At 63.2% G+C, this 23,381-nt stretch carries 16 protein-coding genes; 7 read left to right on the forward strand and 9 right to left on the reverse strand.

Features of this window, described 5'->3' with window-relative positions; all coding sequences use genetic code 11:
* Positions 1–52: 52 nt before the first annotated feature.
* Entirely contained in the window at positions 53–985 is a 933-nt protein-coding gene (locus ACMDCR_RS15865; protein ID WP_413993429.1) for a hypothetical protein, read from the reverse strand.
* A 311-nt stretch (positions 986–1,296) separates the two neighbouring features.
* A complete protein-coding gene (locus tag ACMDCR_RS15870; protein ID WP_413993430.1) occupies positions 1,297–2,145 on the reverse strand; it encodes a fumarylacetoacetate hydrolase family protein in 849 nt (282 codons plus the stop codon).
* Between the two features lie 356 nt (positions 2,146–2,501).
* Between ACMDCR_RS15870 and ACMDCR_RS15875 the strand changes: the two genes are divergently transcribed.
* Positions 2,502–3,806 carry an OmpP1/FadL family transporter gene (locus ACMDCR_RS15875; protein WP_413993431.1) on the forward strand — a complete coding sequence of 435 codons (1,305 nt, stop codon included), beginning with the start codon at positions 2,502–2,504 and terminating at the stop codon, positions 3,804–3,806.
* Positions 3,807–3,994: 188 nt separating this feature from the next.
* Here ACMDCR_RS15875 and ACMDCR_RS15880 read toward each other — a convergent pair whose 3' ends face one another.
* A complete protein-coding gene (locus ACMDCR_RS15880; RefSeq protein ID WP_413993432.1) occupies positions 3,995–4,426 on the reverse strand; it encodes a DUF2852 domain-containing protein in 432 nt (143 codons plus the stop codon).
* 209 nt (positions 4,427–4,635) lie between these two features.
* Between ACMDCR_RS15880 and uppP the strand changes: the two genes are divergently transcribed.
* The 3 genes from uppP (at position 4,636) to ACMDCR_RS15895 (ending at position 7,550) form a co-directional block, all read left to right on the forward strand.
* Positions 4,636–5,496: an undecaprenyl-diphosphatase UppP gene (uppP, locus tag ACMDCR_RS15885; RefSeq protein WP_413993433.1), complete on the forward strand. Its 861-nt coding sequence runs from the start codon at positions 4,636–4,638 to the stop codon at positions 5,494–5,496.
* A gap of 139 nt (positions 5,497–5,635) precedes the next feature.
* Positions 5,636–6,475 (forward strand): UDP-2,3-diacylglucosamine diphosphatase, encoded by an 840-nt coding sequence (locus tag ACMDCR_RS15890; RefSeq protein WP_413993434.1) that lies wholly within the window; start codon positions 5,636–5,638, stop codon positions 6,473–6,475.
* Positions 6,476–6,482: 7 nt separating this feature from the next.
* Positions 6,483–7,550 (forward strand): glycosyltransferase family 4 protein, encoded by a 1,068-nt coding sequence (locus ACMDCR_RS15895; RefSeq protein ID WP_413993435.1) that lies wholly within the window; start codon positions 6,483–6,485, stop codon positions 7,548–7,550.
* 173 nt (positions 7,551–7,723) lie between these two features.
* Here the strand turns inward: ACMDCR_RS15895 and ACMDCR_RS15900 are convergent, their stop codons facing one another.
* Positions 7,724–14,845 carry a hypothetical protein gene (locus tag ACMDCR_RS15900; RefSeq protein ID WP_413993436.1) on the reverse strand — a complete coding sequence of 2,374 codons (7,122 nt, stop codon included), beginning with the start codon at positions 14,843–14,845 and terminating at the stop codon, positions 7,724–7,726.
* A 398-nt stretch (positions 14,846–15,243) separates the two neighbouring features.
* Here ACMDCR_RS15900 and ACMDCR_RS15905 point away from each other — a divergent pair, with 398 nt between their 5' ends.
* Both ACMDCR_RS15905 and dgcA read left to right on the forward strand, forming a co-directional pair.
* On the forward strand, positions 15,244–15,564 hold the full coding sequence (locus ACMDCR_RS15905; protein ID WP_413993437.1) for a 2Fe-2S iron-sulfur cluster-binding protein: 321 nt from the start codon (positions 15,244–15,246) through the stop codon (positions 15,562–15,564).
* Positions 15,565–15,572: 8 nt separating this feature from the next.
* Complete coding sequence (dgcA, locus tag ACMDCR_RS15910; RefSeq protein WP_413993438.1) at positions 15,573–16,556, forward strand: N-acetyl-D-Glu racemase DgcA; 984 nt, start codon at positions 15,573–15,575, stop codon at positions 16,554–16,556.
* Here dgcA and ACMDCR_RS15915 read toward each other — a convergent pair.
* Positions 16,526–17,722 carry an MFS transporter gene (locus ACMDCR_RS15915; protein ID WP_413993439.1) on the reverse strand — a complete coding sequence of 399 codons (1,197 nt, stop codon included), beginning with the start codon at positions 17,720–17,722 and terminating at the stop codon, positions 16,526–16,528. The genes dgcA and ACMDCR_RS15915 overlap by 31 nt on opposite strands.
* A 126-nt stretch (positions 17,723–17,848) precedes the next feature.
* On the opposite strand from ACMDCR_RS15915, the gene ACMDCR_RS15920 reads away from it, so the two are divergent.
* Entirely contained in the window at positions 17,849–19,042 is a 1,194-nt protein-coding gene (locus ACMDCR_RS15920) for a hypothetical protein (RefSeq protein WP_413993440.1), read from the forward strand.
* 161 nt (positions 19,043–19,203) lie between these two features.
* Here ACMDCR_RS15920 and ACMDCR_RS15925 read toward each other — a convergent pair whose 3' ends face one another.
* Genes ACMDCR_RS15925 through ACMDCR_RS15940 form a run of 4 tightly spaced genes read right to left on the reverse strand, consistent with a single transcriptional unit; the run spans position 19,204 to position 23,381 of the window.
* Positions 19,204–19,791 (reverse strand): ABC-type transport auxiliary lipoprotein family protein, encoded by a 588-nt coding sequence (locus ACMDCR_RS15925; RefSeq protein ID WP_413993441.1) that lies wholly within the window; start codon positions 19,789–19,791, stop codon positions 19,204–19,206.
* A 44-nt stretch (positions 19,792–19,835) separates the two neighbouring features.
* The gene (locus ACMDCR_RS15930; protein WP_413993442.1) at positions 19,836–21,413 is read right to left on the reverse strand and encodes an MlaD family protein; all 1,578 of its coding nucleotides are present in this window, start codon (positions 21,411–21,413) and stop codon (positions 19,836–19,838) included.
* A 7-nt stretch (positions 21,414–21,420) separates the two neighbouring features.
* Positions 21,421–22,224 (reverse strand): ABC transporter ATP-binding protein, encoded by an 804-nt coding sequence (locus ACMDCR_RS15935; protein WP_413993443.1) that lies wholly within the window; start codon positions 22,222–22,224, stop codon positions 21,421–21,423.
* 14 nt (positions 22,225–22,238) lie between these two features.
* Complete coding sequence (locus ACMDCR_RS15940) at positions 22,239–23,381, reverse strand: MlaE family ABC transporter permease (protein ID WP_413993444.1); 1,143 nt, start codon at positions 23,379–23,381, stop codon at positions 22,239–22,241.

Genomic DNA, 23,381 nt, shown 5'->3' on the forward strand with positions numbered 1-23,381 from the left:
CAGCAGCCGGTTTCCCCGGCTGCTATCATCGCGGTCCGCCGGGACGCCTCTCTCAGGCAATCTCCAGATCCGCGGTCACCGGAACCGAGTCTTCCCGGCTGGCTGTCGCCTCGTAGCCGCGCACCCGGAGATTTCCAAGCTTGGGATTGGCCTCGACGGCAAGGCGGGTGATTTCGTTACGCAGGGGAGGTTCGACCCAGGCGAAGGGGATCATCGACCGGCCGGCATAGGGAGCGATGGTGGCACGGCGGTCGGCGCTGTCGCTCTGCGTTTCCTCGCCCGCGCCCCAGCGCTTGGCGCGGAGCCCATAGTTCCAGGTGTTGGCGGCAACGCTCACGCCCTGATGCGTCACATAGTCGTCGGGCTTGCGCTCGATGACGCAGGTTTCGTCGGGTTCGAGGCCGACAAGCGTGAAGATCGTGTCGGCGGCGACGGCCGTGCGCTCGAGCAGCACCCGGGCGGCCGCATAATCAGGCGCGGTTTCGAAGACATGCCGCAGCAGATGCATCGAAGGCAGCAGGCCGGTCCTGAGCGTGGCGAGGTTCGGAGCGCCGGAAGCATTGTCGCCGGCATTGGGCGAGGGGCCCTTGTTGATCGAGGCCGCGAAGCGTCCCGGCGCCATGGCGGTGAGCGCGCCGACCGCGCCGGGCCAGGTCACGTTCCAGTACTCGCCTGCCACGCCCTGTTGCCGCACGACCTCGACGTGGCGGCCGAGGCCGTCGAAGTTCCAGTCCAGCGTCCGAAGGAGACGCGCGCCGCGACGATCCGGCGCCGGAGCGGCGAGGGTAGTGCAACCCCATTCATAGGCGGCGTTGAGGAGATAGACCCCCTTTTCCGGGAGCAGGGCGGCGATCGCGTCCATCTCGCTCACATAGGCCGAACCGCTGGCGACCAGCCATTTGCGGGCGGCGGCATCGAGCCCGGCGACACCCCATTGTGCCACGGAGGGCAGGGAGGAAAGACAGGACTGTAGGAGGGCGCGCATGGTCGGAACCCTCACTCTGGCGTGAGCAAGAGGGCCACCCTCACGGGCGTCGAAGACAGGAATGGCAGGCAATGCAATCATGGCTTGTCCCGTTCCAGACGAAACCTGGGCCATATCAAATCCCACCGCCAGCCCCGATTTCAGAAAGCCGCGGCGGGAAAAGTCCAAGAACTTCATGGAGACCTCGCAACCTGCCCATGTTGTCAGCGGGCGGCCCGGCGCGGGGCTCTGTGCCGTTTCTACTACACGAGAAGTCGTGATAGTTGCGGTACCGGATCCAGCTTGGCCAGATCCGGAACCGCAAGCCTCGATCAGGCGCTCCAGGCGACGAAGGCCTGCTTCTGGGTGCCCAGATTGTCGATGCCGAGCGTCACGACATTGCCGGGTTCCAGGTAGCGCGGCGGCTTCATGCCCATGCCGACTCCGGGCGGCGTGCCGGTGGTGATGACGTCACCGGCTTCCATGATCATGAATTGCGAGATGAAGTGCACGATATGGGCGACGCCGAAGATCATGGTCTTGGTCGAGCCGGTCTGCATGCGCTTGCCGTCGACATCGAGCCACATGTCGAGGTTCTGCACGTCACCGACTTCGTCGGGCGTCACCAGCCAGGGGCCGAGAGGCCCGAAAGTGGGGCAACCCTTGCCCTTCATCCACTGGCCCGTGCCTTCGGTCTGGTAGGCACGTTCCGAGACGTCGTTGCAGACGGCGTAGCCGGCCACATAGGAGAGCGCGTCCTTCTCCTCGACATAGGAGGCGCGCTTGCCGATGACGATGGCCAGTTCGACTTCCCAGTCCGTCTTCTTCGAACCGCGCGGGATGACGACGTCGTCATGGGGGCCGACCATGCAGGAGGGCGCCTTGTTGAAGAGCACGGGCTCGCGGGGGATCGGCAGGCCACTTTCGGCGGCGTGATCGGCATAGTTCAGGCCGACGGCGATGAAATTGCCAGGTTGCGCCACACAGGAGCCAAGGCGCGGATTACCCGTCACCTCCGGCAGCGAGGCGGGGGAGAGAGCGGCGATCCTGGCCAGGGAAGCAGGGGACAAGGCGTCACCCTTCAGATCGGCAATATGGGCCGACAAATCGCGAATCTTGCCATCCGCATCGATCAGGCCGGGCTTTTCCGAGCCTGGCTGGCCATACCGTACCAACTTCATAATGGAGGGTCCTTTGGGCGAGAAATGCAGCCCTTCGAGGCTGTCCTTAAATCATTGACGAATAAGCCATGGGCATTCGGGCTCGTTGTTGCCCTTCGCTCGGCCGGACGGATCATGCCCGATCGCGGGGGCGCCCCGCAAGTATTGTCTGAGAAATTGAGGCTAACAAGCTTGCGACGCCCAGCGTTACGAAAATGTCACGCTCCCTTACGAAACGACACATTCTCCCACAAGCATATTGGCCCACGGCCACAATTGAGCGAGTATGCAACAGAAATCTCCCGCCAAGGGTGATTCAGAAAATTATGCAGCGGCCTTTACGAAATGTGAGAGGCGCTGTTCGGGGGAAATATAAAGTGGCTAGTAAGAAGCATACCGCTGTCGTCTTTGTTGCAGCGTCCCTTGCGGCATCGAGCAGTTCTACCGCCCTCGCCGGTGGTTTTGGCAATCGCCTGCAGTCGACGATAGGTGCAGGTCTTTCCTTCGCCGGTTCCGGCACGGATACCTATGGCCTGTCGGGCATCTATTGGAACCCGGCAGCGATCAACACGGCCACGAGCTTCGATTGGAGCTCGAACTATTCTTTCACTGCACCTTATGGGCAGATGAGGGCAACGAACTTTGGCCCATTGCAAGGCAGCGTCAATTCCGGCGATGTCGGTATTGACGCTATCGTGCCGGGCACCTATGGCGCTTACCGGATCAATCCCGACTGGGTCGTAGGTGTCGCGGTAACGGCACCATTCGGCCTGTCCACCAAGCCAGATCGGCCTTGGAAGGGCTCGGCCATCGCCGTTACCTCCAAGGCTCTCCTGATAAATACCGATCTCCTTGTCGGCTACCGAGTCAATGATTGGCTGAGCATCGCCGCAGGCCCGTCGATCGTTTATGCGACCGCACGTTTTTCCCGCGACGTGGCGGGTGTACTTCCCGGCTACCAGGGAGGGACTTTGAAAGATCTCGACGATTGGGGTGTCGGTTTTACCGCTGGTGCAACGATCAAGCCATGGCAGGGTGGTGAAATCGCGCTTGGCTATCGCTCTCCTATCTCCTTGACGTTGGGGGGCACCCTGGTGTCGGCCCTCGCGCCCGTGCCAACCCTGCCCGTCGAGGGCAAGATCACGCTGCCGGACATGGTTACGCTCGGCTTTAGCCAGGAGCTCACGCCACAATGGACGGCCTTGGCCTCCGTGGAATGGAAAAACTGGAGCCGCGTTCAGACGGTGCCTTTCCGGGTGACGAGTGGTCCGCTCGCTGGCGCTGTTCCAACGACACTTGCCTTCCATTATCGGGATGGATGGAATATGGCGATCGGTGCGGAATACCGTTGGGATGAAGCGCTCACTCTGCGAGGCGGCGTCGGCTACGAAATCTCGCCGGTGGACGATAGCAATCGTTCGACTTCCATTCCTGACGGAAACCGCATCTGGCTTTCAGGTGGCGCGTCCTATGCCTTCAATGAACGTCTCAGCGTTGATTTTGCCTATAGCCACGGATTCGTTCAGGCATCGAAGGTCAACCAGATCGCGAATAGTGGAATTGGTCCGGTTCCATTCTCGGCAAAGGTCAAGGCGCGTATCGAAGTCGTTTCGCTTGGCTTCCGCTACAAGTTCGGTAGCGACGCCGTGCAGAAAATGCCGGAAGCGGTCGTGAAACCGTAAGACCTGGAGCAAAATACATTCAGGTCGGAGCGGATTTCGAAACTAACTTATTGGTATCAAGAGTATTTTGAGATCCAAGGTGATTCGATCTGAAAGCAAAACGCTCTAAGCGCTTCTTCCTCCCAAGAATTTGCCCGCGCAGCGGTAACTGCGCGGGCTTTTTACGCGATGAACCATTGGCGCGGTTTTCAGCCGTTCGAACCATCACCGTTATTGCGGGAGGCATTGCGCTCGGCCATGAAGCGGTCGAACTCCTCCTTGTCGCGGGCGCGACGCAGGTTCGCGACGAATTCGGCAAAGGCGCGGCCTTCCTCCTCGATACGGCGGCGTTCCTCTTCGAGGTGACGCAGTGTCTCGCGGCGATAGTCGTCGAAAGCGGCATTGCCCGTGCCGGACCAACCCTGGCCGGCAAAGCCATAGCCACGGTAATCACGGCCGAAACCGGTGAACTCCGCCTTGGCCCGTTCGAATCCGTCACGCACCTTCTCCCTAGGGAAGCGATCGCCCCAGATGAAGTAGGCCAGCGCCGCCAGGCCAAGCGGCCACCAGATCATAAAGCCGGCGATCACCGCAACGACATGCAGCGGATGCCAACGGCCACGCGTAGAACAAGAGGTCATTATCCTCTCCTATGTTGCAACCCAGCATCGGAGCAGTTGGGGGTGGTGGGGAAGGGCTGCAAGGGCACTTCGAAAAGCTTTGTTCGATTTAATCTTTATCATTTCGATGCTTTTCTAAGCGACATCTAATTCTGTTGCCCCAAAGCCGCCGTGATTGCACGGTCTGTGTGCAGCGCAGCAAAATCGCGGATAGCAGGAGCAGGATGCCGATGAGTGGCGCATGTACCGAGGGAGTGGATACCGGATTTGTCGCCCTGGGCGCCGCCAAGGTGGCGATCCTGGGTGTGGTCCAGGGCATCACCGAATTGATGCCGATCTCTTCCACTGCCCACATGCGCCTGGTGCCGGCGATTCTCGGCTGGCAGGACCCGGGCTCGGCCTTCTCCGCCACCATGCAGCTCGCCGCCCTCAGCGCAGTGGTCTGCTATTTCTGGGCCGATGTGCGCGCCATGATCGGGGGCACGTTGACGGCAGTGCGCACGAGGGACTTCTCCTCCAATCATTTCCGCCTGGCGGTGGGCGTGGTGCTCGGCACCATCCCGATCGTGATCGCCGGACTCCTGCTCTCACCGATCCTCAACCGCTGCGACAGTCCCTTGCGCGGCTTGCCGGTGATCGGCATCGCCTGCCTCGTCATGGGTGCCTTGCTCGCCGTGGCGGAACTGGTAGCGCGGCACGAGCGCACGGTCGAGGATATGCGGCTGCGCGATGCCCTGATCGTGGGCTTGGCACAGGTCGGCGCACTGATTCCCGGCGTTTCGCGCTCCGGTTCGACGCTGACCGCTGCGCTGTTCCGTAGCTTCACGCGTGAGGAAGCCGCGCGTTTCTCCTTCGTCCTGGGCATTCCCGCCATTGCCCTGGCCGGCCTGCACGAAGTCGCCACCCTGATTCATGCCCATCTCGACAGCCAGGGCTGGCTCATCCTGCTGGTGGGGCTCGTGGTCGGCACGATTTCCTCTTTTGCCGCTTTGTGGAGCCTGATGCGGATCCTCGAGCGCTTCTCGACCTGGCCTTTCATCCTCTACCGCATCGTGCTCGGGGCGGTCGTCCTGTGGGTATCCTTCCACTAAGCGGCCAATCCCGTGCACTGTCATAAAACCATGAACTGAATCGTGTTTGTGACGGCGAAAGACGCGCCGTCGGTTTCGCTTACGCCCTGTGCAAACCTGACTGACGACACGCCATTGGGCCACAGTCGAGGATGGTGCCATGGACAATGACAGCGAAGGCACGCGCTACAGAGCGCTTTTTATTTCCGACGTTCATCTGGGAACGCGCGGTTGCCAGGCGGGCATGCTGCTCGACTTCCTGCGCGTCTACGATGCGGAGACGATCTATCTGGTCGGCGACATTGTCGATGCCTGGCAGCTGAAGAGCGGCTGGTATTGGCCGCAGACCCATAACGATGTCGTGCAGAAGCTGTTGCGAAAAGCCCGCAAGGGCGCGCGCATGGTCTACATTCCCGGCAACCACGACGAATTCCTGCGCGACTTTCCCGGCCACCATTTCGGCGGCATCGAGGTGATCGAGCAGACCGTGCATGTCGCCGCCGACGGCAAGCGCTACCTCGTCATGCATGGTGACGCCTTCGACGTGGTTGTGCGGCACGCCAAATGGCTGGCCTTCCTCGGCGACTGGGCCTATGTCACTGCGCTCGGCGTCAACACCTGGCTCAACGTGGTTCGCCGCCGCCTCGGCCTGTCCTACTGGTCACTCTCGGCCTGGGCGAAGCTGAAGGTGAAGAACGCCGTGAGCTTCATCGGACATTTCGAGGAAACATTGGCCAAGGAAGCCAAGCGCCTCAATTGCGACGGCGTGATCTGCGGTCATATCCATCACGCCACTTTGCGCGACCTCGAAGGCGTCACCTACATCAATTCGGGCGACTGGGTGGAAAGCTGCACCGCCATCATCGAGCATTTCGACGGCCGCTTCGAGATCGTGCGCTGGAGCGACATGGTGCGCGAGATGAGCAAGCCCGAGACCAAGAAGAGCGACGAGAGCGATGCCGGCAAGAGCGGTGCCCTGATCCCGCAGCGGGCGGCGTGAGGGCGCAGTGAAAATTCTGATCGCGACCGATGCCTGGCGGCCCCAAGTCAACGGGGTCGTGCGTTCGCTCGAACAGACGGCAGCCGCTGCCACGAAGCTCGGCGTGGAATTCAGCTTCCTGGCGCCGGATAGATTCTGGTCGGTGCCGATGCCTTCCTATCCGGAGATCAGGCTGGCTCTGCCGCCGCCGGGCGCAATCGAGCGCCATATCAGGGCGGTGAAACCCGACTTCGTCCATATCGCCACCGAGGGTCCGGTCGGCATCCTGACACGGCGCGCCTGCCTCAGGGCCAAGCGACCCTTCACCACCAGCTATCACACGCGCTTTCCCGAATATATCGCCGCCCGCGCGCCGGTGCCGCTCGACTGGAGCTATCGCTGGATCCGGGGCTTCCACAATGCCGGCTCCGGCATCATGGTCTCTACGCCGGCCTTGGAACGGGAACTGGCGGCCAGGGGTTTCAAGCGCTTGATGCGCTGGTCGCGCGGCGTGAATGCCGAGCTTTTCCATCCGCGCACCGAGCGCATCTTCGACCTACCTGGCCCGATCTTTCTCTATGTCGGCCGTGTAGCGGTTGAAAAGAACATCGAGGCCTTTCTCGATCTCGACCTGCCAGGTTCCAAGGTGGTGGTAGGTGGTGGCCCGGCGCTCGAGATGCTGCGGACCCGCTATCCCAACGTGCATTTCGCCGGCGTGAAGAGCGGCGAGGATCTCGCGCAGGCCTATGCCTCGGCCGATGTCTTCGTTTTCCCGAGCCTGACCGACACCTTCGGCATCGTTTTGCTCGAAGCCATGGCGAGCGGCCTGCCGGTTGCAGCCTTCCCGGTGACGGGGCCGATCGACGTGATCGGTGGCACCAAGGCTGGCGTGCTCGACAATGATCTGCGCCGGGCGGCGCTGGCCTGCCTATCGCTCGATCCTGCCGATTGCCGGGCCGAGGCGTTGAATTATTCCTGGGACGCCTGTGCACGCCAGTTCGTTGGCAACATCATGCGGGCGGCGGGGCGCGTGCCGGAGAGCGCGCCCGAAAAGGCGGTAATGCTGAAAAACGAGCGCACAAGGCTGCCGGCCTGATTCTCCGGGATCGCGGGCATCCTTGCCTGCGATTGCCTTCCAGAATTACAGCCGCGTCATCAGCAGTCGGATGCAGGCGAAACCGAAGAACAGCGCCAGCGTAAACCCGATGTTCATCCCACAAAAAAGGCCCCGGTCGTGCCGGGGCCCCGCTTCGTTCGTTATCGGCCGCCTTATGCCAGCTTGCCGGCGGCGTGGGCGAGGATGGTGTAGACCTTGCCGGAGTCGGCGGTGAGATAGGTCTTTGCCATGTTGCCGCTCCGGTCTTCGCGGTCCACTTCGGCGATGAGCTGCTCAAACTCCTGGATATAACGGTCCACGGTCGCCTGGAACTCCGGATCGCGGCGGTAGCGGCGGCGGATTTCCTCGAAGGCCTGCTGCCCCTGCAGCGTGTAAAGGCGGCGCGAGAAGACATTGCGCTCGCCTCGACGATAGCGGTCCCACACCTCGGCGACCGTATCATGTTCGATCATCTTGGCGATGTCGACTGACAGCGTGTCCAGTGAAGAAGCGCTTACGGCCGGGGTGCCGGCTTGGGGTGCCTGGTCCGTCTCCTCGCGGGAGGCGCGGGCCAGGACCTCGGAGAGCCAGCCGCGGCCACGCCGTTCACCACCGCGATTCTCCGGAGCGGGAGCCGTGGGAGTGACAGCCGTGCTGCGCGCCGGAGCCGCAGGCTTGGGTTCAGGAGCAGGTGGTGCGGGTTCCGGCGCTGGACGGACTGCAGGAGCGGCCGGCAGCTGGGCGGCACGCGGCATTTCCGGTCGGCGCGAAGCAGGGGCCTCGGCCGCAACTTCGCGTTCGCGGTCACGCTCGCGCAGGCGCAACGGGGCCGGTACCGGGCGATCCGGCTCGGTGATGTCGAGCGAGCGGCCAGAACGGCTGACGATATCCGCGAGGTCGTTGAGAGCCTGGATCTGCTCGGCCACCACGCGGCGCATGGTCGCCGTGGAATCCGAGGTCTCCTTCGGGATCTCGAGCAGGCCGCGCTTGAGCTCGGAGCGGGTGGCTTCGAGCTCCTGCTTCACGGTTTTCGTCATGCCGCGCATCTCTTCTGCGACTTCCGAGAAGCGCTCGGTGGCATTGCCGAACAGGCCGTTGATCTCCTCGACCGCCTGGTCATAGGCCGATTTGAGTGCGCTGGAAGTACGCTCGCGTTCCTTGCCCGTGGTGGCGCGGATGAGCTCGAACTGGTCGGCGATCGTCTGAGCCGTGGTGTTGGCGTTGTCGGCGAGCAGGCCGCTGGTCTGGCGCGCCTTGCTTTCCGCATTCGCGAGCTTTTCTTCGATCACCGCGCCGAAGGACTTCATCATCTCGTCCATCGCCTCGATCCGGTTGCCGACCGTGGCAACCAGGGCTTCCAGCGTGGAGCGGCGCTCGTCCAGGGCGTGGTCGACACGCGTCTGCGTCTCGTTCAGCACTGCGGCGGCGTTGGTAAGATGATTGCTCTGGTCTTCGAGGCGGGAGGCCATAGTGCCGACATCGTTGATGAGGTTGGCGGCAAGGTCGCGCAGCGTCGAGACCTGGTCCCCGACACGGTCGGTGGCGCCGCTGGTCTGGTCGGCGAGACCGAGCATGGTCGACTGGAAGTCGCGCAGGCGATCTGCCAGGCCACCTTCGATGGAGTCGAGTGCCTTGGCCGAACTGTCGAGCGTCTCGTGCAAGGTGTTGTTGGTTCCTGACACGCGATCGAGCAGGGCCGAGATTTCGTCACGGACCCGCAGATGCAGCGCGCCGAGATCGTTGATCGCCTGTCCCGAGCGGGTCTCGATAGCCGAAGAGAGTGCGTTGGACGAGAAGGCGAGGGCATCGCTGAGTTCGGCGCGCTTGTTGCCGAGAGCTTCGACCAGGTCGCCGCCCTTCTGGCCGATGAGATCGGCCAGCTGGTTTGCCCGTTCATCCAGAGCGTCGGCCACGGTCTGGGCGATATCGCGGAGCTCGGCCGACAGGTTGGTGCTGCGGCTCGCCAGGGTATCGGCCAGATATTGGCCGCGCTCGTCGAGAACATTGGCGATCTCGGTAGAGCGCGCGCCCATGAGGGCGTTGATCGCGCTCGTCTTGTCCCGCAGCTGCGCTGCGACGTCGGCGGAAATCTGGTTCAGCGTGTCGATCAGATGCTGGCCGCGTTCGTTGAGCAGGCCCGCCATCTCATTGGCGCGCGTGTCGAGCAGGGCGTTGATCTCGTCGGCGCGCTCGCCGAGCTTGGCACCGACATCGCCCGACAGGCGGCTGAGGGTGGCGTCGGCCGCTGCGATGTTCTGCAACAGGTCGACCGAGACATGCTGAACCTTCTCGCTGAGCGTGTCGGCGATATGCAGGCCGCGCGAGTCGAGGGCATCCGCCAGATCCGCGAGACGGCCCAGGACGTCCTGCTCGAAGCGCGTGATGCGGCTGTCGAGGGCGTGGGCGATCTCGTCGGCACGCGAACCGAGGGCGTGGTCGATTTCGCCCACCTTGCCGGTTAGCGTGTCGACGATGGCAGCGGTCTTGCCGTCGAAATGGGCTGCGATCTCCGAAGCGCGCGAGGACAGATCGTTGCTCATCAGAGCGGAGCGGTTATCGAGATGCGAGGTGAGGTCTTCGGCGCGGGCGCTGAGGGTCTCGGTGAGATCGGAGCCCTTGCTGCCGAGCACTGCAGCGATGTCTTCGGCACGGCGCGACAGCGTGTCCGCGATCGCAGCAGAACGGCTGTCGATGAGGCGAGCGATCTCGCTGGCACGACCGTCCAGCAGGCTGGTGATCGTGCTGGCGCGGCCATCAAGGCTATCGCCGATCGCCGTGGTGCGGCTGTCGATGAGGCCCGTGAGTTCGCTCGCGCGGTCGTCCAGCAGGCTGGTGATCTTGCTGGCGCGGCTGTCCAGTGCATCGCCGATCGCAGCGGTGCGGCTGTCGATGAGCCCTGTGAGCTCGCCGGCGCGGCCGTCCAGGAGGGTGGTGATCTTGCTGGCGCGGCTGTCCAGTGCATCGCCGATCGCTGCCGTGCGGCCATCGATGAGGCCGCTGATCTCGCTGGCGCGGCCGTTCAGCAGGTCGCTGAGGGCAGCGGCGCGATTATCGAGCACATTACCGATGGTGGCGGCACGGTCATCCAGCAGGTCTGAGACCTCGCGGACCTTGCCTTCAAGGGCGGCGGTCACATCCTTGCCGCCATCGCCCAGGGTCTTGGCGAGTTCGAGGGTGCGGGTCGCCAGCGTCTCGTTGAGGGCGCGGGCGCGGTTGTCGAGGCCCTGGTCGATGCGGGCGAAGCGGCCGTCGATTACCATGGCGACATCGCCCGCCTTGTTGGCGATGCGCTCGTCCAGGTTGGCGATCCGTTCGTCGAGCGTGGCCAGCTTTTCGTCCAGCGTCTGGGCCACGGAAGCGGTGTGCGAACCGAAGCGGGCGTCGAAGGCATCGAGCTTGCCGCCGAGCAGGTCGGCCGCATTGGCGGTGTGATCCTGCACGTGGTCAGTGAGGCGGGTGCCGTGCAGGCGGATCGAGCTCTCGAAGCCGAGCAGCTTCTGGGAAAGGTCGTCGCTGAGCGCGCGAGTATCGTCGCCGATCTTGGAGGCGAGGGCCTGGCCACGATTGCTGACGATGTCGTCAAGCGCGGCGATCTGGCGTTCGAGCGACTGCGTCACCGTATTGATGCGGTTGTTGAGGCTCTCCTCGAAGGCACGGAGCTGGTCCTCGATGGTGGCGTGCACCGTCGTCGCGCTGGACTGGAATTTCGTCTCAAAGGCGCTGAGCTTGTCGGCGATGGCGCCCTGGACGACATCGGTATTGGCGGCGACATGCGCCTGCATGGTGGCCAGACGCTGGTCGAGCGCGTCCTGCAGCGTCGACGAGTTGTTGATGAAATGCGTCTCGAAATTGCCGAAGCGCTGGTCGAGGGAGGAGCGCACCAGGGCCGTGTTGCTGGCAAAGCGCATCTCGAAGGCGGCGAGGCTGTCGTCGAGGGCGGCCTGCGTGTTCTGCACGTCGCCGTTGAAGCGGGCCTGGAAGTCGCCGAGACGCGAGGCCAGTTCGGCCTGGTTGGCCTGCAGGTTGTCGGTGAAGCTGGTCTGGAAGTCGTTGATCCGGTTCTCGAAATTCGTGGCCGCCGTCGAGGTCATGAGCTGGAAGCGGCGCTCGAAATCATTCATGCGCGTGTTCAGCAGCGCATGGGCGCTGTTGGCGTTGCCGACAAAATCCTGTTCGAACTGGCCGAGGCGGCTGTCGATCAGGGCATGGGCATTTTCAGCGTTGACCTCGAAGCGCTTTTCGAACTCGCCCAGGCGCTGGTCGAGCACATTATGCGCATGACCGGCGCTGGAACCGAAGCGTTCCTCGAAGGCGCCGAGGCGCTGGTCGATGGCGACCTGCGCATTGGAGGCGCTGGAATTGAAACGATCCTCGAAGGCGCCAAGGCGCTCGTCGATGGCAACCTGCGCATTGGAGGCGCTGGAGTTGAAACGATCCTCGAAGGCGCCAAGGCGCTGGTCGATGGCGACCTGCGCATTGGAGGCGCTGGAATTGAAACGATCCTCGAAGGCACCAAGGCGCTCGTCGATGGCGACCTGTGCATTGGAGGCGCTGGAGTTGAAACGATCCTCGAAGGTGCCGAGGCGCTGGTCGAGGGCCGCCTGTGCATTGGAGGCGCTGGTGCTGAAGCGATCCTCGAACACGCCGAGGCGCTGTTCGAAGGCGGCCTGGGCCACCTCGGCGCTGAAACCGAAGCGACGTTCGAATTCGCTGATGCGCCGGTCGAGACCTTCCTGGGCCTGATCGGCCGTCGAGCCGAAGCGGTCCTCGAATTCGCCGAGGCGCTTGTTGAGCGTGGCGTGCACCTCTTCGGCGCTGAAACCAAAGCGCTGCTCGAAATCGCCAAGGCGCTTGTCGAGCGCGGCGTGGATGCCGTCGGCACTGGAGCCGAAGCGCTGTTCGAAGACGCCGAGCCGCTGGTCGAGCGTGGCATGCGCATCCTCGGCACTGGAGCCGAAACGCAGCTCGAACTCGCCCAGGCGCTGATTGAGGGCGGCATGGGTCTGCTCGGCATTGCCGTTGAAGCGCTGCTCGAAGCTCCGGAGCGTTTCGTCCAGGCCCGAGCGGTTGTTCTGGATGTTCTCGCCGAAGCGTCCCTCGAAATCGCTGAGGCGCCGGTCGAGATCGGCGTGGGCCAGGGTGGACAGCGACTGGAAACGCTGCTCGAACTCCGACATGCGCGTTTCCAGGCCGCCATGGAGAGCGGTGGCGCTGTTGGCAAAGCGGGTGTCGAAGCCCGACAGCGTATCGTCGAGTGCGGCATGCACGTTCTGTGCATGGGCGAGGCTGCGCGTCTCCAGGCCGGAGAGGCGCTCGTCGAGGCGAGCATGCAGGTTGTCGGCGATCTGCTGGCTGCGCGTCTCGTGCTCGTCGAGGCGGTCGGCGAGGGACTTGCCGAAAGTGTCGGTCTGGGTCTTGACAGTGTCTTCGAGACGGGACACGCCGAAATTGATCTGGGAGACGGCAGCAGCGCTGCGCTCGCCGATCACACGGGTAAGTGTGTCGCCGCTGACTGCGAGCAGACCGGACGCGTCGCGGGCGGCCGTGCTGATGCGGCCGGAGAGCTGGTTGCCTTCCTCTTCCAGGATCGCCTGCAGACGTTGGGCAGAGGCAGCGACGACGGCTTCGGCTTCTGCGCTGCGCTTTTCGATATTGCCGACGATCGTCTGGCCGGTCGCGGCAAGACGGCGGTCGATATCGCCACCACCGACGACGATGGATTCGTGAATGCGCTCGCCGGTCAGCGACAGACGGTCGGCGAGATCGCCGCCGCGCGTGGTGATGATCTCGGCGATATGGGTTGCGGTGCCTTCGAGGCGGCCGGCGACATCCATGCCGCGGTTCTGCAGATCGGCAAGGATAGCATCGCCCGTCGTGCGCAGCGTCGAATTGACGTCTGCAACACTGCCGACGATCTGCTCGACCATCTTGGAGCCGGTGTCGCGGATCGAAGTGGCAACGACGTCGGTGCTTTCTGCAAAAGCATTGCTGAGGCTGGCGCCGGTCCGCACCAGCGTCTCGTTCACCGCCGTGCCACGCTCGACAATGTCGTCGACAATGCGCTGGCTGTTGTTGGTGAGCGTCTCGTTGAGGAGCAGAGCGCGCGAGGACAGCGTGTCGCTGATCTCGTTGGCACGGGTGGCGAAGGTCTCGTTGACCCGGTTGGAAGTCGAGGTGAGGTGATCAGTGATCTCGGCCGCGCGCTTGGTGAGATGATCGGTCACCATATCCGAGGAGCCCGTGAGAGCGTTATTCACAGCTTCAGCGGTGACGGTCATGCGTTCGATCAGCGAATTGCCGCGATCGGACATGGCGCCGACCATGTGGTCGCCGACCTTGGCGAGTTCCGAGGTGAGTTGGCTGCCACGCTCGCCGAAGGAGCGCATCACTTGCAGGCCGGCCTCGGAGACCTCCGACGAAATCCGCCCGGCGACCGATCCGAGAGCGAGCGTCAGGTCGTCATGCGCGACGACGATGGCCGAACGCACGCGGTCGGCATTGCCGACAATCGCCTCGCGCTGGGTGGAAAGATCCTCGACCAGAGAGCGGATGCGCTGCTCGCTTTCGGTATAGGAGCGTTCGAGCATGGAGACTTCATTGTGCACCATGATCTCGAGCTCGCTGGCGCGCGCCAACGCCCGGTCGATGCCGTCGCCCATCGCTGCGACTTCGCGGCGAATGGCCTGGCCGACCGAGGTGACTGCTTCGGCCGCCGCACCCTCGGGTTCGGCGAGACGCAGGGCGACCTGCGTCATCGAGCGGGTTACGAAGCGCATCTCCTGGGAGCGCCAGATCAGCGCTGCGACCGCGAAGAAGAAGAGGGGGGGCAGGACGACGGCGAGAAGGCCGAGCGCCAGGCCGGGGTTGGCCTGATAGGTCGCGGCCTGGAACAGGTTGGAGAGCTGCAGGTTGCCGAGCAGATTGAGGAGCAGGGCGCCGCCGGCAAGCCAGACGATGGAGACGGCAAGGGCAGTCCAGTAGGGCGTGGGGGAGGGGCGGCGCTGCAGGGCCTGCAGAAGCTGGCCGACGCTGGCGCGGTCGTCATTGGCGGGAGAGCGAGGCTCGCGGGCGAAGGGCCGCTCCGCGGGCCTGTCCTCGATCCGCTCCGCGGTCGGGGCAGGCACTTCCTGAGGTTCGGGCTCCACTTCAAAATTGAAGCCTTCCTCTACTTTCGGCAGCGGGGCCTGCTCTTTGTCGGGCGTGTTGGACGGCGCCTGGCTCAGGCTGAGCGCCTCCTCGATCGCAGACAGGGCGGCATCCGCCGGATCCTGGACCTTCGATTTATTCGTCGACATTGCCTGCCTCACGCTACTCTTATCACTGCCGCCCACACGCAAAATACGGACGGGCTTGGCGCCGAAACGCTGCCCTTCTCGTGCCGCTTCTCATGAAACGGAGTATGCAAGGGCCCCAATCTATTGAGGACACTGCTACCAGCTTAAAATCCTATCTTGCGCAGTCGGGAATGGAAACCGCTTGGACCGGCTTTCCTGCAGCATCGTTAACGACTTTTTTACCACGTCGAAACCGCATGGAAATGCGGCAGTTTTGGGGTTTTTCCTGGGAATGGGCCCATGTTGCACAATTGAGCCCCGCAATTCCCGAGAGTGGGAGACAGGCGTCGCCGCGGCGACGGGCTGGAAGGTTCCCAAAGCGCTCTATATAGAACGACTGTCAGAAGTTGAGATGGACGATGGTAAAAATCATATTCCGAGATCACACCGGGCACGGCAGGGAAGTCGAGGCGGAGCCCGGATCGACGGTGATGGAGGCAGCGATCCGCAACGGCATACCAGGCATCCTGGCCGAATGCGGCGGCGCCTGCGCCTGTGCCACCTGCCATGTCTATGTCGACGAGGCCTTCATGCCGCTCGTGGGCGAACCCGAGCCTATGGAAGAGGACATGCTCGACTTCGCTTTCGATGTCCGTCCCAATTCGCGCCTGTCCTGCCAGATCCGCGTACGCGACAATCTCGACGGCCTTATCGTCAACACGCCGCCGAAGCAGGCCTGAGTGATCGCATGAGCGTGCGTTTCTCTCTTTCGGTCGAGCGCTGGCCGCTTGCCAATGTCTTCACCATCGCGCGCGGCTCGAAGACCGAGGCGGTGGTCGTGGTGGCCGAAATTGAGCGGGACGGTGTGACGGGGCGAGGCGAATGCGTGCCCTATGCCCGCTATGGCGAAACGGTCGAGGGCGTCATCGCTGCGATCGAGGCCCGGCGCGGCCTGCTGGAAGCCGGGCTCGGACGGGAGGCGCTGCAGGGCGCCATGCCGGCAGGTGCCGCCCGCAATGCCATCGACTGCGCATTCTGGGATCTTGAAGCCAAGCGTGAAGGCAGGCCAGCCTGGCAGCTTGCCGGCCTGCCGGCGCCTCAACCGGTGATCACCGCTTATACGATCTCACTCGCCGAGCCTGAGGCGATGGGCGAAGCCGCAGCTAAAGCCGCGCACCGGCCGTTGCTGAAGGTGAAGCTCGGTACGGCCGACGATGCCGCCCGCATCGCCGCCGTGCGGCGCAATGCCCCCAATTCCCAGTTGATTATCGACGCCAATGAAGGGTGGCGCGCCGATAATCTCGCCGCCAACCTCAAGGCTTGCGCCGATGTGGGCGTGGTGCTCATCGAGCAGCCGCTGCCCTCCTCGGATGACGGCGCCCTGGCCCATATTGACCGGCCGGTGCCGGTCTGCGCCGACGAATCCCTGCACGACCGTGCTTCGCTCCCGCAACTCGCCGGGCGGTATGACGCCATCAACATCAAGCTCGACAAGGCAGGAGGGCTCACCGAAGCCCTGGCTCTCGCCCGTGACGCCCAGGCCCTGGGTCTCGATCTGATGATCGGCTGCATGGTCGGCACCTCGCTTGCCATGGCACCCGCCTTGCTGTTGGGGGGCCAGGCGAAGGTGATCGATCTCGATGGGCCGCTGCTGTTGTCGAGAGACCGCGAACCGGGCCTCCATTATGAAGGTAGCCTGGTTTATCCGCCCGAAGCCGGGCTCTGGGGTTGATTTCGGGCCTCGATCACGCTGGCGAGCATGACGAGGCCGATGCCGATGGCGGCAATGAGGGCCATGGCGAAGTAACCATGGGCCAAAAAGAGCTGGTAAAGTTGTCCGGCCAGCACCGTGCCAATGGTGAGGCCCATGCCGATCGCCGAGGCAACGAGGCCCTGGCGCGCCGAGGGACTACGGGTGAAGCGGGCGATCCAGCCCATGGTCGCCAGATGCACGCAGGCGAAGGTGAAGCCGTGCATCGCCTGCAGGGCTGCGACCGCCAGGCCGTGCGACGGAGCGAAGCCAAGCAGCGTCCAGCGCAGCACGCCGGCGAGGCCGCCGAACAGGATCAGGCGGTAGGGGCCAAGCCTACCTGCGATATTGCTGCCGAATAGGAAGACGCTGGTCTCCACCACCACACCGATGGCCCAGAGCTCGGCTATCTGGAAGCTCGAAAAGCCCTGGTTCTGCCAGATCATGGTGCCGAAGCTGTAGAGAAAGGCGTGGGCGCCTTGGATGCAGGCAACGCCCGTCACGAAGACGGCCATGAGCAGGAGCGGGGGCGCCGTTCCTTCGAGCGATTGCTGCCTGACCATCCGATGGCCGCGGCCGCGATCATCCGGCAGCGCCAGGCCCGCGAAGACGGTGAGGGCAGCCAGTATCGCCAGGATCGGTGGCACGGTGGTGATCGGCAGATGCTTGAGCAGCAGGCCCGCCGCCAGTCCCGAGACAAGCCAGGCCAGGGAACCCCATTGCCGGATCTGGCCGTATTTATGACCGTGCCGGCTTACACCGGAGAGTACGATCGCATCGAGTAGAGGCGTGGCAGCCGAGGAGAACAGGAAGGCTACCGCAAGGCTGACGGCGACCGTGCCGAATCCGTCCGCGAAGACGAGGCCGGCATAGCCGAATGCCGCACAGCAGGCCATGAAAAGAAAGGTGCGGCGCGGACCGAGCGCGCCGTCGCCGATCCAGGTGAAGGGAGCGCTGGCCACCCGCATCAGCATGGGAATGGCGAGCAGCAGCCCCATGTCGCGTGCATCGAAGCCACGCTCAGCCAGCCAGAGGGGAAAAAACGGCGTGTAGACACCGGGACCGGTGAGCAAAAGGGCGTAAGTCACACTGGCCGCGACGGCAGCCCTGCGTGAAGCGCTCCAATCCTTGAAGGAAATCAGAGACATCGGGGGAAAACGCCGCGCAGGATTAGCTCCAGGCGGGGGCTTTGGCTTATATGGAGGAAGAATCGATCGAATGATGATTCGTTGAATCTCATACGCCCGCATTCGAATGTTGACGAGCACCAATTGATGCAACCTGCCCGGCCAGAACCGCTGCTCAGCGACGAAGACTACGGGGCTATCGAAGCAGCCGTGATGGAGACCGCGCGCGGGCGCTGGTTCCTTGCCGAATATGCCCGTCGCAACCGCAATGCCGATACCGATGCGGTGTTGAGTGCCATCCGCAGGCTGGAACGGCTGGTGCAGAGTGCCGGGACCTTCGACGCGCGGGACGAGGTGACGCGGGGCATGGCCGATATCGCGCAGGCCATCGCAGCAGCTCAAATCGTTCCGGCGGCACCACGGGGATTGTCGGCGCCTTTCGAGGCACAGGCCGAAACGGTGGTGTGGCATCCGGCGCATGGCGAGGCGGCTTCGGCTGAGGCCATGCCGGCCGAGACCCGTGAGGAAACACATGACGCGGTGATTGCGGAGCCTTTGGCGGTCGATAAGGCCCAGGCCCTTATGGTCGAACCTGAACGTTCCTCGATGGAGCCGGAACCACGGCTCCAGCCCGTTCATGAAGAGCCTGCCGTGGCAGAGATTGCTGTCGAGCCGGTCCCGATTCACGCCGGGGAGATTGGCTCGTACGAGCCCGGGACGGTGGATATCGCCAAAACCGAATCCGTTCCCTCGTCGGCGCATGTAGAGCCTTCGCGGGCGGGAGCGCCACCGGAACGAGACGTCTTCGTTGAGCTTGAATCCTTCCTGGCCGAGGCAATTCCGGTACCGCAGGCCGAACAGGTCATGGCCGGCGGATTCTCTTCCGATCCTCCCCCCATGGAAACGAAAGCCGAGACGGCAAGTGCCGAGCCCTTCCCGATCATCGAGCTCGACGAGGCAGCGGCGGAGGCCCTGCTAACCCAGGATCCGTCGCGTCATGAACTGATCCTGCCGGCCAATCATCTGGCGACGCAGCGCTGGAACAAGGAATTCGAACACGCTGCCGTCGAGCCTGCGGAAGCCGTCAAGCCGGCGGCGGACGAGCCTTTGCAAACGGGCCTCGTGACCTTCATCGACGAAGAGCCCGTTGACGAGAGCGAATCCGTCTTCTCAGCTCCGCTGCGCCTCGAGCCCGAAGAGGCAGTCGAGAGAGAACCGGCGCCCGTTGCCGAAGTTGCGGAGGCATCTGCGGCCTCTACCCATCCGCTCGTCGTGCCTCTCATGACGATCGGTGAGATTGAGGCGATGCCCTTCGCCAGGAAGGCCATATTGTTCAGTTGAACCTGGGATGGGATCCTCGACCGCGATCCTGTCGCAGACCGGTTCGACATTCCCGCTCATAGCCAAGCCTTGCGAGGATACGGCTCAAGCCGGACGAACATCGCCAAACGATCTCTATCCAGCGAGTTAGGAGATTTTCATAAAGCTCCGGTCGACGCTTATCAAACCTTGCTCGTCGTCCATGCCATGATGTCGACCAGCACTTTCTTCAGCGCCTGGTCGAGTGCGGATGTCGCCTGTTGGCCACCGGTACCGGAGGCCGGAACACGCGCTGTGAAAAGGCTTGCCGCCGAGATGCGGCCGGTGCGCTGGCTCACGACACGCGCGGCGATCGTCACCACGGCCACAGGGTTGCCGCCTGCCTCGATCTGGAAGTCACGGATCTCCGTGCTGAGCACGGCGTCCGGTGTGAACTTGTCGTCGGGCCGGCCAACCATGCCGATGCGGTGCGCGTTTTCAAAGGTCTGGATCAGTCGGGCCTGAACGAGAACGGGCACGCGGTCGGCCCATTGGGCGCCCGGCAGGTAGGTGATCTCACCGCTGCCCGGGCGCACCACGATACGGTCTGAATTGATCGCCTGCAGCGCGGTTGGCTCGGCAACCATGATCTGGGCACGGGCATTCCCGCGCGCCGTGACCTGCGTTGGGGCAGTAAGGTCATAGGTAGCTGGCGGCGGGGAACCGGTCAGGGTCGAGCAACCGCCCAGCAGCACGGCCCCCGAAAGGGCCAGCGCGGGCAGAACAGGCAAGGACAAGCAAGGATAAGCAAAACGCATACTGACAAATTGCATAATCATTTGCCCTTGTAATCAGGGATATTCGATTTCGGGCCGAAAATCAGCTGTTGCGGATTGCGCTGCAGGCCGTCGAGGGTACGCTGGATATTCTGCAGCGCTTTCTGGCCGTCAACTGCCAATTGCTGATAGTCGCGCAGGCCCGAACCAGTGAACTGGTCGAGATTCTTCGACAGAATTGCCGTGCGGGCGTCGAGATTGTTGGCGAGCTGGCGGATGGATTTGGCCGTCTCGGTGATCTCGCTGAACATGCCCTGGCCGCCTTGGCTCGAAGTCATGGCGGTGATGTTGTTCATGATGCCGTCGAGCTGGTCGGCGGTATGGTTGAGCTTGCGGGCGAGATCGCTGGCGTCGGCCACGATCTGTCGAACCTGCGTGGTGGAATCGCCGAGCGATTGGGCGAATTTATCGAAATTGCCGACAACGTTGTTGACCTTGGTCGGATCGATCGCGGCGGCGACCTTGTTGAAGCTGTCCAGCGCCGTGGCCACCTTGGAAGTCATGCCGGCAAGGTCGCTCGAGACCTTGTGCGCGTCCTTGATGAATCCTGTCAGTTCATCGGCGTTCTGGCCGAGGGCCGCGGTGAAATTGGTCACATTGTCGACGACCTGCCCGACCTTCTGACTGTCGACCGCCGCCGTAATCTTGTTGATGTTGTCGAGCCCGGCATCGAGCTTCGGCGCCATGGTGTTCAGTTGCGCCGTGAGGGAGGACGCGTTGGTCGCGAAGGTCTGCAACGGATCGCGTATATCGGCCAAAGTCTTGGTGAAACCCGAAATATTGTCGATCGCCGCCTGCGCCTTGGCGGAATCGAAGGCCTTGGAGAAGGATGCGAACTGGTCGGATATTGCCGAAACATTGGAGACGATGTGGTCGATCTTATCCGGCGAGACGGCCTGGATCAGCTTTTGAATATCACCCGACATGCCGTTCAGGTTGTCAGCAAGGCGCGCGATGCTCGTTGCCGCCTGGCCGGCATTGTGCAGGAACTGTCCGACATCGCCGGAATTGTCGGCAAGCGCCTTGGTGAAGGTCTGTATGTTCTGGATGGTCTGGGAGATGCTGTCCTGGTTCTGGCTGATCAGCGTGTTGATGTGCTCCATCGTGCTGGAAGCCTGGTTGACCGTATCGCGGGCACTGTCGAACAGGTTTTGAAGCTCTGAGCGCTGTGCCTTGATGATGGCGACCTCCTGGCCGGGCTCCGGCAGTAGATCGGGCGCGCCGAGCTTGCCGCCGATGAGCTGAACGTTGCCGTTGGCGGTGATGCTGGCGAATTCGAGACGGGCCGAGGTATCGGTGTGCACCGGCGTCGTCTGCCTGACGCTGATCATCGCCACGACGCCGGATGGGTCCTTGGGGTTGATGTCCAGGGTCTCGACCTGGCCGACACGGATGCCGTTGAAGGTCACGCTGGAACCGACCGACAGGCCGCTGACGGAGCCAGGAAAGTCCACCTCGTAGCGCTTCACCGTCTGGCTCTCGGAAATGCGTGCAAACCACACGACAAAGCCCAGGGCCGCGGCAACCACCGCCAGCGTGAACAGGCCGATCAGAGCATTGTGCGCGCGTGTTTCCATTGCTCAATCAACCCTTGGAGGAGGATGCCAGGGCGGCGCGGGCACGAGGGCCATGGAAATAGGCGCGCAGCCAGGGGTGTTCAGAAGCGAGCATCGTCTCCATGGGGCCTTGAGCCAGCACATGACCTTCGCCGACGGCCACGATGCGATCGCAGATCGCATGAAGGCTGTCGAGATCATGGGTCACCATATAGACGGTCAATCCCAAAGTCTGCCTGAGTGTGGCGATGAGATCGTCGAATTCCCCAGCTCCGATAGGGTCGAGGCCCGATGTCGGCTCGTCAAGGAAGACTAGATCGGGGTCGAGCGCCAGCGCCCGGGCAAGGGCGGCGCGCTTGATCATGCCGCCGGAAAGTTCGGAAGGGCGCTTGTCGGCCGCGTCGGGCTTCAACCCCACCAGCGCGATCTTGAGCATGGCGAGTTCGTCCAGGAGCTTGGGCGAGAGCCTGAGATATTCGCGCATCGGGACCTGGATGTTCTGCTTCACCGTAAGCGAGGAGAACAGGGCGCCCTGCTGGAACAGCACGCCCCAGCGCTTGGCCACGCGCTGTTGCTCGCGCGGTGGCAAGGCAAGATAGTCCTGGCCGAACACGTCGATCTTGCCGGAATAAAGCGGTGCCAGCCCGATGATGGTGCGCATCAGTACCGACTTGCCCGTGCCGGAGGCACCGACCACGCCGAGGATCTCGCCGCGATAGACGTCGAGGCTAAGCCCGTCGAGGATGAAGCGCGTGCCGAAGGTCACCCGCACATCGCGGGCAGACAGGATGACTTCCTTGGCAGGCGCTGGAGGCGGGGCTGGATCAGGCATACCGGCGACAGCCCTTAGAAGTTTATCGACGTAAAGAACATGGCGAAGATGCCATCGACGATGATGACGATGAACATCGACTTCACCACCGAGGCCGTGGTCTGGCGGCCCAGCGACTCGGCCGACCCCTCGACCTTCATCCCTTCTATGCAGGCGGTGATGCCGATCATCAGTGCCATCACCGGCGCCTTGATTAGGCCTACGAGAAAGGTGTGCATGGTCATGGCATCGCGCAGATTCTGCAGGAAGGTCGTCGGCGTGATGCCGCCATAGCCCCAGGAGACGAGGGCACCGCCGAAGATGCCTGCCATCGCGGCAAGGAAGGTCAGCATGGGCAGGGCGATGATCAGCGCGAGGATGCGCGGGATCACCAGCACCTCCATGGAGTCGATTCCCATGACATGCATGGCATCGATCTCCTCGCGCATTTTCATCGAGCCGAGTTCGGCAGTGATGGCCGAGCCCGAGCGCCCCGCCACCATGATGGCGGCGAGCAGCAGGCCGACCTCGCGGAACATCAATACGGCAAGCGCCGAGGTGACGTAGATCTGCGCGCCATAATTGCTGAGCTGCAGGATGAGCTGCTGGGCGAGAATGGCGCCGACCAGGAAGGAGATCAGGCAGATGATCGGAACGCCTCGCAGGCCGATCAGCTCGATCTGATTGATCACGGCGGCCCAGCGGAAACGGCTACGGGCCGTCAGAAGGCGGCCGATCGCCTTGACGGTCTCGCCCAGGAAGACGTTCATGTTCACGGCGTCATGCGCCATCTTGCGCATGCCCAGCCCGAGATCGGCGAGAAGCTCGATGAGGTGATGCGTCTCGGGCGGTGGGGGCGGGGCGGTGATGTTCTGGGCCGCGATCTCAGCCAGCAGGATGGACTGCGCCTCGCTGGCGTTGACGATATGCAGGGTTGAGTTCTTGGCGCCGAAGGCGGCGCGGATATTCTCGATCACCACGCCGCCAAGCGTGTCGAGCTGCGAGATGCCGGTGAGATCGAACTCCACCGTGGAGTTCGACGGCGCCGCGTTCATCATGATGTTCGCGAGCTTTTCGAGATGCCGGGAGTTGCGCGCAACCCAGGCCCCGGTGGGCGCGAGCCGGGTTGTCCCATCCTTCACGAGGTCGCTGTCGTCTATTTCCGGTTCACGCGTCAC

It is taken from the genome of Labrys okinawensis, assembly GCF_047345005.1.
Taxonomy (GTDB): Bacteria; Pseudomonadota; Alphaproteobacteria; order Rhizobiales; family Labraceae; genus Labrys; species Labrys okinawensis.

What these genes read in the sequence shown, in the direction of transcription:
- ACMDCR_RS15930 (WP_413993442.1), bottom strand. Translation starts at nt 21,413, where the DNA reads ATGGAAACACGCGCGCACAATGCTCTGATCGGCCTGTTCACGCTGGCG.
- ACMDCR_RS15935 (WP_413993443.1), bottom strand. Translation starts at nt 22,224, where the DNA reads ATGCCTGATCCAGCCCCGCCTCCAGCGCCTGCCAAGGAAGTCATCCTG.
- ACMDCR_RS15900 (WP_413993436.1), bottom strand. Translation starts at nt 14,845, where the DNA reads ATGTCGACGAATAAATCGAAGGTCCAGGATCCGGCGGATGCCGCCCTG.
- ACMDCR_RS15915 (WP_413993439.1), bottom strand. Translation starts at nt 17,722, where the DNA reads ATGTCTCTGATTTCCTTCAAGGATTGGAGCGCTTCACGCAGGGCTGCC.
- uppP (WP_413993433.1), top strand. Translation starts at nt 4,636, where the DNA reads ATGAGTGGCGCATGTACCGAGGGAGTGGATACCGGATTTGTCGCCCTG.
- dgcA (WP_413993438.1), top strand. Translation starts at nt 15,573, where the DNA reads ATGAGCGTGCGTTTCTCTCTTTCGGTCGAGCGCTGGCCGCTTGCCAAT.
- ACMDCR_RS15890 (WP_413993434.1), top strand. Translation starts at nt 5,636, where the DNA reads ATGGACAATGACAGCGAAGGCACGCGCTACAGAGCGCTTTTTATTTCC.
- ACMDCR_RS15905 (WP_413993437.1), top strand. Translation starts at nt 15,244, where the DNA reads ATGGTAAAAATCATATTCCGAGATCACACCGGGCACGGCAGGGAAGTC.
- ACMDCR_RS15920 (WP_413993440.1), top strand. Translation starts at nt 17,849, where the DNA reads ATGCAACCTGCCCGGCCAGAACCGCTGCTCAGCGACGAAGACTACGGG.
- ACMDCR_RS15865 (WP_413993429.1), bottom strand. Translation starts at nt 985, where the DNA reads ATGCGCGCCCTCCTACAGTCCTGTCTTTCCTCCCTGCCCTCCGTGGCA.
- ACMDCR_RS15880 (WP_413993432.1), bottom strand. Translation starts at nt 4,426, where the DNA reads ATGACCTCTTGTTCTACGCGTGGCCGTTGGCATCCGCTGCATGTCGTT.
- ACMDCR_RS15870 (WP_413993430.1), bottom strand. Translation starts at nt 2,145, where the DNA reads ATGAAGTTGGTACGGTATGGCCAGCCAGGCTCGGAAAAGCCCGGCCTG.